10 protein-coding genes are annotated in these 13,517 nt (G+C 34.7%); 9 read left to right on the top strand and 1 reads right to left on the bottom strand.

Annotation, left to right across the window (positions count from 1 at the left end; translation table 11 throughout):
- Positions 1-472: 472 nt before the first annotated feature.
- From ftcD to G314FT_RS10125, 8 genes are all read left to right on the top strand, one after another.
- Positions 473-1,372 carry a glutamate formimidoyltransferase gene (gene ftcD / locus G314FT_RS10160; RefSeq protein ID WP_257701305.1) on the top strand — a complete coding sequence of 300 codons (900 nt, stop codon included), beginning with the start codon at positions 473-475 and terminating at the stop codon, positions 1,370-1,372.
- A 13-nt stretch (positions 1,373-1,385) separates the two neighbouring features.
- Positions 1,386-2,012, top strand: coding sequence for a cyclodeaminase/cyclohydrolase family protein (locus G314FT_RS10155; protein WP_257701296.1), 627 nt, complete (start codon positions 1,386-1,388; stop codon positions 2,010-2,012).
- Between the two features lie 43 nt (positions 2,013-2,055).
- Positions 2,056-3,732 carry a formate--tetrahydrofolate ligase gene (locus tag G314FT_RS10150; RefSeq protein WP_257701294.1) on the top strand — a complete coding sequence of 559 codons (1,677 nt, stop codon included), beginning with the start codon at positions 2,056-2,058 and terminating at the stop codon, positions 3,730-3,732.
- 17 nt (positions 3,733-3,749) lie between these two features.
- Positions 3,750-4,361, top strand: a complete 612-nt coding sequence (locus tag G314FT_RS10145; protein WP_257701292.1) for a HutD/Ves family protein — start codon at positions 3,750-3,752, stop codon at positions 4,359-4,361.
- 86 nt (positions 4,362-4,447) lie between these two features.
- Positions 4,448-5,797, top strand: coding sequence for an APC family permease (locus G314FT_RS10140; protein ID WP_257701290.1), 1,350 nt, complete (start codon positions 4,448-4,450; stop codon positions 5,795-5,797).
- A gap of 71 nt (positions 5,798-5,868) precedes the next feature.
- Positions 5,869-7,422, top strand: coding sequence for a histidine ammonia-lyase (hutH, locus tag G314FT_RS10135; protein ID WP_257701289.1), 1,554 nt, complete (start codon positions 5,869-5,871; stop codon positions 7,420-7,422).
- A 133-nt stretch (positions 7,423-7,555) separates the two neighbouring features.
- Entirely contained in the window at positions 7,556-8,854 is a 1,299-nt protein-coding gene (hisS, locus tag G314FT_RS10130) for a histidine--tRNA ligase (RefSeq protein ID WP_257701283.1), read from the top strand.
- A 24-nt stretch (positions 8,855-8,878) separates the two neighbouring features.
- Positions 8,879-9,757 carry a YitT family protein gene (locus tag G314FT_RS10125; RefSeq protein WP_257701273.1) on the top strand — a complete coding sequence of 293 codons (879 nt, stop codon included), beginning with the start codon at positions 8,879-8,881 and terminating at the stop codon, positions 9,755-9,757.
- 78 nt (positions 9,758-9,835) lie between these two features.
- Here G314FT_RS10125 and hutI read toward each other — a convergent pair whose 3' ends face one another.
- The gene (hutI, locus tag G314FT_RS10120; protein WP_257701271.1) at positions 9,836-11,101 is read right to left on the bottom strand and encodes an imidazolonepropionase; all 1,266 of its coding nucleotides are present in this window, start codon (positions 11,099-11,101) and stop codon (positions 9,836-9,838) included.
- 247 nt (positions 11,102-11,348) lie between these two features.
- Here hutI and G314FT_RS10115 point away from each other — a divergent pair, with 247 nt between their 5' ends.
- Positions 11,349-13,373: a urocanate hydratase gene (locus G314FT_RS10115; protein WP_257701269.1), complete on the top strand. Its 2,025-nt coding sequence runs from the start codon at positions 11,349-11,351 to the stop codon at positions 13,371-13,373.
- Positions 13,374-13,517 lie beyond the last annotated feature (144 nt).

Here is a 13,517-nt window from a genome sequence, read left to right as displayed (position 1 = left end):
AAAATCATTTTATTTTTGATAAGATTTTTAAATGGTTAATATGATAAAAAAATTCTATTGATAAACTAGCTTTACTATATAATAAATGTTGATATGACAATGTTAATTTAACTCTTCATCTTATTCAACGGCAAAATTGTCAAAAAAAGGTCAAAAGATTAAGACTAGAAAAAACGATTTTTTTAACTTGGTTTTTGTTAGCAAATAAAATTAAAAAATTGTACAAAAAATGACTATTACTAATTGTTTCACAAGTTGTCTTTTTATATAAAAGTGTTATTGACTTGTTATTTAAAGGGTGCTATTCTTTGGGTGTCGATTGAAAGCGCTACCCAAAAAGTTGTGCTTTATTTTAATAAAAGTAAGGGAGTGAAAAATGTAAATTCTTACTTTTTATTGTAAAAGTAGGTTATAGTATTTGTACATAGTTTTTACGTGTATCAAACCATAAATTGAAAGGATGTTGTTTATAATGGCAAAAATTATTGAATGTGTCCCAAATTTTAGTGAAGGTAAAAATGAAGAAGTCATTAATGGGTTAGTTTCAGTGGCAAAAAGTGTTGGCGGGGTTACTTTATTAGATCACTCTTCAGATAAAAGTCATAACCGAAGTGTGTTTACACTAGTTGGGGATGAAGATGGTATTCAAGAAGTTGCTTTTCAATTAGTAAAATATGCAAGTGAAAATATAGATATGACAAAACATACAGGAGAACATCCTAGAATGGGTGCAACAGACGTTGTTCCGTTTATTCCGATTAAAGATGTAACGTTAGAAGAATGTGTCGACATTTCAAAAAAAGTAGCAAAACGTATCAACGATGAATTAGATATTCCAATTTTCTTATATGAAGAATCAGCATCTGCACCAACTCGTAAAAACTTGGCAAAAGTTCGTAAAGGACAATTTGAAGGCATGCCAGAAAAATTAAAAGAAGAAGAATGGGCTCCAGACTTTGGTGAAAGAGCTATCCATCCTACAGCAGGAATTACAGCAGTTGGAGCAAGAATGCCATTAGTAGCCTTTAATGTGAATTTAGATACTGATAACATTGACATTGCTAACAAAATTGCTCGTATCATTCGTGCATCAGGTGGCGGATTTAAATATTGTAAAGGTATCGGCGTAATGCTAGAAGATAGAAATATCGCCCAAGTTTCTATGAACATGGTTAACTTTGAAGGAACACCACTTTATCGTACATTTGAAACAATCCGTTTTGAAGCAAAACGTTATGGTGTAAATATTATTGGTAGTGAAATCATTGGTTTAACACCAGCAAAAGCATTGATTGATTGTGCGGAATACTACTTACAAGTAGAAGACTTTGATTACGGTAAACAAGTATTAGAAAATCATTTATTAAACTAAGGAGCTGCTAAAGATGAAATTAGTCGAATTAACGGTAAGTGAATTTATTGAAACATTGGGATCAGATGCTCCCGCTCCTGGTGGAGGATCAGCAGCGGCATTATCTGCAACAATGGGAATTTCTTTAACAAAAATGGTTTGTGAATTAACAATCGGTAAAAAGAAATATGCTGAATACGAAGATGAAATTAAATTAGTGTTCGATGAAACAAAACAACTCCAAAAGAATTTACTTGAAGCAATAGATAAAGATACAGAAGCATTTAACGCAGTTTCAGCAGTGTTTAGTATGCCAAAAGACACAGATGATGAAAAAGCAGCTAGACGTGCGGCTATGCAATCAGCTTTAGAAGGAGCAGCTAAATCACCACTAGATATGATGAAATTAATGTTAGAAGCACTTGAAGTGACAAAACGTGCTATTGGAAAATCAAATACTAATGCAGCAAGTGACTTAGGTGTTGCCGCACTTAGCTTAAAAGCTGGAATTCAAGGCGCATGGCTGAATGTTTTAATTAATTTATCAGGTATTAAGAATGAAGAATTTGTTGCGTCTTATCGACAAGACGGTGAAGCATTATTAGCTAAGGGTTGTTTATTAGCAGATGAAATTTATGAGGAAACATTAAAAGTCGTTTAAAAAAGATGTTAATTAATTAAATGGAAGGGTTGAATAAAAAGTTATGACACATTTATCAGATATCGAAATCGCAAATTCAGTTGAAATGAAATCAATTAAAGAGGTAGCGGCTCCATTAGGATTAAAAGAAGAGGATTTAACACTTTATGGTAATTATAAAGCGAAATTAGATGCTCGTGAATTAACTAGGCTAGAAAATGAAAAAGACGGTAAATTAATTTTAGTCACAGCTATTACACCAACTCCAGCTGGAGAAGGAAAAACAACCACATCTGTTGGGTTAGCTGATGCCTTTACTAAATTAGGTAAAAAGGCAATGATCGCTTTACGTGAACCATCATTAGGACCAGTATTTGGTGTTAAAGGTGGGGCAGCAGGTGGTGGACATGCTCAAGTTGTCCCTATGGAAGATATTAACTTACATTTTACAGGTGACTTCCATGCAATTGGTGCAGCAAATAACTTATTAGCTGCTTTGATTGATAACCATATTCATCATGGTAATGCGTTAGGTATTGATAGCCGTAACATTACATGGAAACGTGTTGTTGACATGAATGACCGTCAATTACGTCATATTGTGAATGGATTACAAGGACGCGTCAATGGTGTTCCGAGAGAAGATGGTTATGACATTACTGTAGCATCAGAAATTATGGCTGTGTTATGTTTATCAAATGATATTGATGACTTAAAAGAAAAACTTAAAAACATGGTAGTAGCATATAATTTTGAAGGAAAACCAGTTACTGCTGGCGATTTGAAAGCAGAAGGCGCAATGGCAGCGTTACTTAAAGATGCGATTCATCCAAACTTAGTTCAAACATTAGAACACACACCAGCAATTATTCATGGTGGACCATTTGCCAATATTGCACATGGCTGTAACAGTATTATCGCAACAAAAATGGCAATGAAATATGCAGATTACGCGATTACAGAAGCTGGATTTGGTGCAGACTTAGGTGCTGAAAAATTCATCGACATTAAATGTCGTTTAGGAAATATCAAACCTGATGCCGTTGTGTTAGTGGCAACAATTCGCGCACTAAAAATGCATGGTGGTGTTCCTAAGAAAGAATTAGAACCAGAAAACGTAGAAGCCGTTGTTAAAGGATTAACTAACTTAGATAAACATATTGAAAACATTCAAGAGGTTTATGGATTACCTGTTGTTGTCGCAATTAACAAATTCCCATTAGATACAGATGCTGAAATCGAAGCAGTTGAAAAAGCATGTAAAGAACGTGGTGTTGAAGTGGTCTTATCTGACGTTTGGGCTAATGGTGGCGAAGGTGGTATTGAGTTAGCTGAAAAAGTTATGGAATTAGCAGAGCAAGATAATAGTTTCAGCTATGTATATGACTTAGAAGACTCAATCGAAGAAAAATTAACTAAGATTGTGCAAAAAGTTTACGGTGGTAAAGGAATTGAATTAACTGGACCAGCTAAAAAACAATTAAAACAATTAGAAGAATTAGGCTATGATAAATTGCCAATTTGTATGGCAAAAACACAATATTCATTCTCTGATGATGCGACACTTGTTGGCGCACCAAAAGATTTCACCATTACGATTAAAAATCTTAAAGTATCAGCTGGAGCAGGATTTATTGTAGCGTTAACTGGCGCAGTTATGACAATGCCAGGACTACCAAAATCACCTGCATCTGAAAGAATTGATATTGATGAAGAAGGTAACATTACCGGATTGTTCTAAAAGGTAGAGGAAAAAATATGTCGTATCATTTATTTAAAAAGAATGATCATCAAACATCTCGTTGGAGTGGGGGAGAAACGACCCAAGTGTTTCTCTACCCACCAACGGGTAAGTATGAGCCTGGAAAATTTGACTACCGCATTTCTACGGCTTCAGTAGAAATCGAAGAAAGTACATTTTCAGCGTTACCTGGCTATAAGCGTTTGTTGATGTCATTGAATCATCCATTAGAACTAACACATGAATCAGAATCGTTTACTGTTAATAAAAAAATGAAACCGTTTGAAGTTGATGCGTTTGATGGAGCAGATAAAACAAATAGTGTAGGAAAATGTCAAGACTTTAACGTTATCTTTAAACCAACCTACACTAGTGAAATGTCTGCTGTTTCAAGTATTCGTGATAGACAGTTATTACCTTGTGTTCGATACTTTTACTATATGTTAGTTGATGGAGTCATGACGTATATAGACCAAGAAGAAAAACATGTTGCCAAGTTGGAAGCCGGAGATTGTGTCATGGTAGAAGAGGGTCGTACGATTTCGATGATTAGTATAGAATCTCATCAACCACAACAATCACCAGCAGTTGTCGAAGTTGTTGTTTGGAAAAATGAAAAGTCGCTCTAATAAAAATAATTTGGATAGGAAGCATTTTTAAATATTAAAAATGAACAAATTATGTTAACGATCAGATGATCGGAAAGGGGCCCCTTATGATTACCGAAACAAAAACACCGGTTGATGGGATTAAATTAACCGAAATAGACTCAGAGAGTTCAAAATTTAGTTTAGGTGGTGCAACGCTTTACGGTATTAATGCAGTAGTTGGTTCAGGTATTTTCTTATTACCACAAACAATTTATCGAGATTTAGGACCAGCTTCTCTATTAGCCATGGTATTTGATGCGGTGTTGGTGTTACTTTTGGCAGTATGTTTTGCTGAAGTGGCATGTTATTTTGACAAAAATGGTGGTGCGTTCCAATATTCTAAATCAGCTTTTGGTGATTTAGTTGGGTTTGTTGTTGGATTATTAGGATGGTTTGTAACGATTATTGCATGGTCAGCAATGGCTGCAGGATTTGCTAAACTATTGATAGTAACAATTCCTGCTTTGGAAGGACATAACAAAGCGATTAGTGTTATTTTAGTGATATTATTATCTATTATTAATAGTACAGGACTTAAAACATCCAAAATTTTTACCATAAGTATCACAATCGCAAAATTGATTCCTATTATTGCTTTCACATTCATGAGTATATTTTTTATTAAAAATGGATTTGACGCTGGTAACTTTACGCCATTCCTACAACTTAAAGAAGGTATGACAATATCAAAAGCGATGGCAGGAACCTCAATGACAGTATTCTATGCATTTATCGGATTTGAAGCTTTACCAGTTGTCGCTGGTGAGATGAGAAATGCGAAGAAAAATGTTCCAAAAGCAATTATTGGATCAATTAGTATTGTATCAATCCTTTACTTTATGATTATTGCCGGAACAATTGCCATGCTTGGTGTAGGTATTTTAGAAACAAATGCACCTGTACAAGATGCATTTGCTATGATGATAGGACCTGCTGGTAGATGGATTATTTCCATCGGTGCACTCATTTCAATTCTTGGCTTAAATGTTGGGGACTCAATGATGATTCCTCGTTATGGTGCAAGTATTTCTGATGAAGGATTATTACCAAAAATTGTTTCTAAGAAAAATAAAAAAGATGCACCTTATGTAGCAATTATTATCTCTTGTGTATTAACTTGTTTACTATTATTAAGTGGAAGTTTCGAACAATTAGCAGAATTGAGCGTTGTATTTAGATTTATTCAATATATCCCAACAGCGATTGCCGTTATTTTCTTACGTAAGAAAAATCCTGGCGTTGAAACAGCCTTTAGACTACCATTTGGCCCAGTTATTCCACTATTAGCTGTCGCAGTTAGTGTGTGGATGCTTGCAATGGGTGCCAATAGTAAGAGTTTAATTGCTGGTGGTATTGGTATTGTGATTGCTGCAATATTCTATTTTGTATTAAATGGTAAAAAAGCGAGTGAATAATAAGTAATTAAAAGGTATTAAGTGACTAAAGTGAGTTATTAAGTTGAAAATGAGTTTAGGAGGAAGTAATAATGACTGAAGTAATTACATTAACAGGTAACGATTTAACATTGGAACAAGTGGTAGAAGTAGCTAGAAAAGGGGCTAAAATCACGTTATCACAAGAAGCAATTGAAGCGGTAAATGCATCAAGAAAAATTATTGATGATATTGTAGCGAGTAAAAAAGTAACATATGGTGTCAATACAGGATTTGGTTCCCTTGTTAAAGTAAGTATTCCACAAGAAGAAACTAGACAATTACAAGAAAACTTAATTCGTACTCACTCAAGTGGTTTTGGTGATCCATTAGGAGAAGATGAAGTTCGTGCGATTATGTTAATTCGTATTAACTCTTTATTAAAAGGCTATTCAGGTATTCGTTTAAGTACCATTGAAACCTTAATGGCTATGTTAAATAATGGCGTTGTACCACATATTCCAGAAAAAGGATCTTTAGGAGCTTCAGGGGACTTAGCTCCATTATCTCATATGGTATTGCCAATGTTAGGATTGGGTCGTGCTTATTATGACGGTGAATTACTAGAAGGTAAAGAAGCAATGGCGCGTGCAGGCGTTGAAGTGATTCACTTAGAAGCAAAAGAAGGTTTAGCCTTAATTAACGGTACAACCGTTTTAACAGCAATCGGAGCATTAGCAACACATGACTCCATTGAATTATTAAAACTTTCAGACATTGCCGGAGCATTATCTTTAGAAGTGCATAATGGGATTGTAAATGCCTTTGATGAAGAATTACATATTATTCGTCCTCAAAGTGGACAATTAGCAACTGCTAAAAATATTCGTCAAATGCTTGAAGGAAGTACCTTAACAACTCAAGCGACAGCTGAACGTGTACAAGATCCGTATACATTACGTTGTATGCCACAAATCCATGGAGCAAGTAAAGACACTGTGGCTTATGTGAAGAAAAAAGTTGAAATCGAAATTAACTCTGTAACAGATAATCCAATCATCACTCGTAGTGGTGATGTTATCTCTGGAGGTAACTTCCATGGTGAACCAATGGCACAACCTTTTGATTATTTAGGAATTGGATCTGCTGAAATTGGTAATGTATCAGAACGTCGTGTGGAACGTTTAGTAAATACTAACTTAAGTGGCTTGCCTTCATTCTTAGTGAAATATCCTGGCGTTAACTCAGGATTCATGATTACACAGTATGCAGCTGCTTCATTAGCATCAGAAAACAAAATCTTATCACATCCAGCAAGTGTGGATTCAATTACATCTTGTGAAAACCAAGAAGATTTTGTGAGTATGGGAACAACAGCTGCAAGAACTGCTAGAGACATTACTAAAAATTCTCGTCGTATCGTCGCAACTGAAATGATGGCAGCATGTCAAGCTATTGACTTCATCAAAGATCGCGGTGTATTAGGTAAAGGAACTCAAGTTGCTTATGATGTCTTTAGAAAATATGTGAAATTTATTGACTTAGATAAAGACATTGAAATGTATGATGAGTTAGAAAAAGCAACAGATGTTTTAATCAACGGAGAATTATTAAAAGCTGTTGAAGAAGTGGTTGATTTAGAAATTGAATTTGATTTTGCAAAATAATTATATTATAAATATTTTAGCTCTGAATTGTTTAAGATTCAGAGCTTTATTTATAAATAAGTTTTGATAACTATTGAGTATCGACTCAATTTTATGTAGTATGAATATAATGAGAAAAGGATGGTGTATGACGATGAAATATCAGAAACCAAAAGGAACCAACGATATTTTACCAGGTGAATCAGAAAAATGGCAGTTTGTTGAATCAACTGCTCGTGATGTATTAAAAAAATATGACTTTCATGAAGTCAGAACGCCAATGTTTGAACATATTGAAGTCATAATGCGTGGTGTGGGTGAATCAACAGATATTGTAACAAAAGAGATGTATGATTTTAAAGATAAAGGTGATCGACACATCACCTTACGTCCTGAAGGAACAGCACCATTAGTTCGTTCGTATGTCGAACATAAATTATTTGGACCAGAACATCAAAACCCATTTAAAGCATTTTATATTGGACCAATGTTTCGTTATGAACGCCCACAAGCTGGACGTTTGCGTCAATTTAATCAAATGGGGATTGAAGTATTAGGGAGTAGCAATCCTGCAACTGATGTTGAAGGGATTTTAGTCGCACTAGATTTCTTTAAACGTTTGGGTGTAACGCACACACAACTTGTGATTAATTCATTAGGAACACGAGAAAATCGTATGGTTTATCGTCAAGCGTTAATTGATTATTTAGAACCATTAAGCGATCAACTAAGTGATGATTCAAAACGTCGTTTACATACTAATCCATTACGTGTATTAGATAGTAAAGATAAAAAAGACAAAGAAATTGTCAAAAATGCACCGTCAATTTTAGATTATCTAGATGAAGAGTCAAATGCCTTCTTTACTGAAGTGAAAACGTTGCTTGATGCAATGGGTGTTGAGTATGTAGTCGATCATAGAATGGTTCGAGGTCTTGATTACTACAATCACACAGTATTCGAAATTATGAGTAATGCCCCAGGATTTAATGGAGCGATTACCACAATTTGTGCTGGTGGACGATATGATGGATTGGTTTCAGAGTTTAATGGACCAGATAGTCATGATTCAGGTTTTGGTTTTGGTATGGGAATTGAACGTGTGTTAATCACAATGGAAGCAGAAGGGGTAGAAATTCCTGCTGCGACAAATGTCGATGTGTATGTAGTTGGTTTAGGTGAAGAAACCAATTGTGAAAGTTTAAAATTAGCACAAGCAGCTAGACAAGCTGGATTTGTTTGTGAACGTGATTTTTTAAATCGTAAAGCTAAAGCACAATTTAAATCGGCAGATAAATTAAATGCCAGAATGGTCTTAGTCATCGGTGAGTCTGAGTTGGCAGAGAAAAATGTTCGAGTTAAAAATATGGTGACAGGTGAGGAATCAACCGTTCCTTTAGCTGATATCTATACTTCTTTTACAGATGTTTATCACGACATTATAGGAGAATAAAAGAGGTTTTGGAGGAGGCTTATCATGAAACAGTTTAACAAAGACTCCAACTCTATTGCTGATTATACGCGTAAACTAACGGTTATTTTCTTGTATGCATTGTTATATGCGATTGCACTTAATATGTTTTGGCACCCGGCCTCTATTTATACTGGAGGAATTACTGGATTTTCACAGATTATAAATACGGTTGTTGAAAAATGGTTTGGTATAAGTTTATCTATCTCTGTCATTTATTATTTATTGAACTTACCTTTTTTATTATATGGTTGGAAAAAAATGAATAAAGAAATTGTTATTTTTACTTTATTAAGTGTTACAGCAGCTTCTATTGCTATCAGTATTGTACCTGAAATTGTTTTGACAAAAGACCCAATTATCTGTGCACTGTTTGGTGGGGCAATAGGTGGTAGTTCCTTAGGGTTAGCACTAAAAAATGGTATTGCTACAGGTGGATTGGATATTGGAATCATTGCTATTCGACGTAAAACTGGTCGTAGTATAGGCTCTATTTCAATGATTATTAATGGACTTATTGTGTTAGCAGCAGGTTACTTATTTGGTTTTCCATATGCATTTTATAGTTTGCTATCTATCATTGTAAGTGGTAAAGTAACAGATTTTATTTTTACCAAACAACAAAAAATGCAAGCATTAATTATTACTAGACAACCTGAAAAAGTGATTGCAGAACTCAAAGTTCGTTTGCTTAGAGGTGTGACAATTTTAAATGAAGCAGAAGGGGCGTATGATCATCGTGAAAAAGTAGTTCTTTTGACGGTTATTACGCGCTATGAAATGCCACTATTGGAAGAAGCAATCAAAGAAGCGGATAACGAGGCCTTTGTTAGTATCTCAGAAAATGTCCACACAATTGGAAAATTTGATGATTTTGAATTTTAAATAAATAGAAAAGCCACTTAGCGATTTGCTAGGTGGCTTTTTATAAACTCATTTTCACATGACAGGTAAAAATAAGACTTATACAAGTTGACGATTTTTTGAAACCAATTCTCCATTTTTATAAACATCTTTGACTAAGTTTGTTGCAAAGAAATACAATGGATAATCAATATTTGGAGCATCAAATACGGCAATGTCAGCACGTTTTCCTTCTGTGAAACTTCCGATTGATTCCCCTAAACCAACTGAGTAAGCAGCATTGATTGTCACAGCATTAAATACTTGTATTGGTGTTAAATGCATTTTGAAACAACCAAGTTGCATAATAAATTGAATGTTTGCTGTTGGACAGCTTCCAGGGTTTGAGTCAGTAGACAATGTAATTGCCATACCAGCATCTAACATTTTTTTAGCTGGGGCGTAAGTATCCGCCATTAAACTGAATGTTGTTCCTGGTAATAAGTTACCAATAACACCTGATTCACTCATTTTTTTAATCCCTTCATCAGTAGCAGCCATTAAATGTTCCGCACTCACTGTTTCAAGTTCAGCTGCAACGTCTACGCCACCGATTGAATCAATTTCATCAGCATGAATTCGTAATTTAAAGTCTAAATCTTTTGCAGCTTGTAGCAATTTACGTGATTGTTCTGCTGTAAATACACCAGTTTCACAGAAGATATCACAAAAATCAGCTAATTTCTCTTCTTTTACTTTTGGTAACATCTCACTGATGATTTGGTCAATAAATGCATCACCATCACCATTAAATTCTTCTGGAATAGCATGTGCAGCCATAAAAGTAGATACTAAATCAATAGGGTGTGTGTGGTTGAGTTCTTTGACTACTTCCATTTGTCTTTTTTCTGTTTCCCAATCAAGACCATATCCACTTTTTGCTTCGACTGTTGTCACACCATGGATTAACATTTCATCTAATAAATGACTTGATTTATTATAAAGCGTGTCAAAAGAAGCACTCTTTGTTGAGCGTACAGTACTTAAAATACCGCCACCTTCTTTTAAGATATCTAGGTAAGAGACACCATTTAATTTTTTGGCAAATTCATTTTCACGACTGCCACCATAAACTAAGTGTGTATGGCAATCAATCAATCCTGGTGTTGCAAGTTTTCCAGTATAATCATGAATTTTTGTATGATCACCTATTAGAGATTCGTCAGGAGTCCCACTACCAATTTTTAAAATTTTACCATTTTTAATGGCAATGTAACCATCTTCAATAATGGTTGCTTCAGACATTTCTGCTCCCTTTAATGCTCGTTGTTTATCTATCGGTGAAAAAATTTGACTAAAGTGTACTAATAGTTTATCTGCTCTCATGAATATTCCTCCTTTTATTCTTACACTAATTATAACCATTTAATGAATATAATGTAGTCTTGTATCATCTAAAAAGGGTCAAAAAAAATTGTTTAGAAAAAAAAGAGAAAAAAAGAGACTTTTTGATGTGAATTGACCCATAATAGACTATGGGAGGATAAACTAAGGCCATAACTTAATGATTCATTCACTTATGTCTACAGGAAAAGAGATAAGTAACTCAAGATAAACTAAGGAGGAAGTAACAATGATTAAAAATACTGATATTAGTAAAGCAATGACGATTAAATTGCCAGATGTGTTACCAGATATGCCGAAATTTGAAGAAGGCATTCGTCGTGCCCCAGATAGAGGATTTCGTTTAACTGAAGCACAAACTGAATTGGCATTAAAAAATGCGCTTCGTTATGTACCAGAACAATTTCATGATCAAGTGATTCCAGAATTCTTAGAAGAATTAAAAACAAGAGGTCGTATTTATGGCTATCGTTGGTATCCAAAAGAACGTATCTATGGTAAACCAATAGATGAGTACAAAGGAAAATGTACCGCAGCTAAGGCAATGCAAGTGATGATTGATAATAACTTAGACTTTGACATTGCATTATATCCTTACGAATTAGTAACTTACGGTGAAACAGGTCAAGTCTGTTCAAACTGGATGCAATATCAATTAATTAAACGTTACTTAGAAGAGATGACAGATGAACAAACGTTAGTTCTTGAATCAGGTCATCCATTAGGGTTATTTGCTTCTAAAAAAGATGCACCAAGAGTTATCATTACAAATGGTTTACTTGTTGGTGAGTATGATAACATTCATGATTGGGAAATCGCAGAACAAATGGGTGTAACAAACTATGGTCAAATGACTGCTGGAGGATGGATGTACATTGGTCCTCAAGGAATTGTTCACGGAACATTTAATACATTATTAAATGCTGGTCGTTTGAAATTAGGGATTCCAGATGATGGTGATTTAACTGGAAAATTATTTATAACATCTGGTTTAGGTGGTATGAGTGGGGCTCAAGGTAAAGCTGGTGAAATTGCTAAATCAGTGACAATCGTAGCAGAAGTTGATCGCTCTCGTATCGACACTCGTCTAGAACAAGGTTGGATTAGTCATGTGACTGAAACGCCAGAAGAAACAATGACATTAGCAAAAGAATATTTAGACAATAAAGATTCAACATCTATTGCTTATCACGGTAATATTGTTGACTTACTTGAATATGTTGACCAACATGATATCCATGTTGATTTATTATCAGATCAAACTTCTTGTCACAATGTGTATGAAGGTGGATATTGTCCAGTAGGTATCACATTTGAAGAAAGAACTCGTTTGCTTGCTGAAGATCAAGATACATTTAGAAAAATGATTGATGATACATTAGAACGTCACTTTAACGTGATCAAATCATTAACAAGCAAAGGAACTTACTTCTTTGATTACGGTAACTCATTTATGAAAGCTATCTACGATACAGGAATTAAAGAAATTTCTAAAAATGGTGTGGACGATAAAGATGGATTTATCTGGCCATCATATGTAGAAGATATTATGGGACCTATGTTATTTGACTATGGTTATGGTCCATTTAGATGGGTATGTTTATCACGTAAGCATGAAGATTTAATGGCGACTGATAGAGCCGCTATGGAAGTTATTGATCCAACTCGTCGTTATCAAGATCGTGATAACTATAACTGGATTCGTGACGCTGAAGATAACAAATTAGTGGTTGGGACAGAAGCTCGTATTCTTTATCAAGATGCTATGGGTCGAGTTAATATTGCCCTTAAATTTAATGAAATGGTTCGCCGTGGTGAAATTGGTCCTGTTATGATTGGTCGTGATCATCATGACGTATCAGGAACTGACTCTCCATTCCGTGAAACATCAAATATTAAAGACGGAAGTAACGTGACAGCTGACATGGCAACACAATGTTATGCAGGAAATGCTGCTCGTGGTATGAGTTTAATCGCACTACATAACGGTGGTGGTGTTGGTATTGGTAAATCTATTAATGGTGGATTTGGTTTAGTATTAGATGGATCTGAATTGACAGATGACATCATTAAATCTGCTATTGCATGGGACACTATGGGTGGCGTGGCTCGTCGTAGTTGGGCAAGAAATGACCATGCAATCGAAACGTCAATGGAATACAATGAAATGAGAAAAGGTTCAGACCATATCACGATTCCATACTTAGCTGATGATCAAAAAGTGAAATCAGCTGTAAGCGAATTATTTAAATAACGATTAGAGTGGACTTCCTATCCAAATTTCTAATAGCCTTCACACGAAAATTGTGAAGGTTTTTTTATCTGTTATTGTTTATTTGGAAAACGATTTCTTTTAATGTTATAAAATAGTATAATTATATTGAAGATGTATTATGTG

It is taken from the genome of Vagococcus luciliae (assembly GCF_024637875.1).
Taxonomy (GTDB): Bacteria; Bacillota; Bacilli; order Lactobacillales; family Vagococcaceae; genus Vagococcus; species Vagococcus luciliae.
This window is presented reverse-complemented; position numbering and strand designations above follow the sequence as displayed.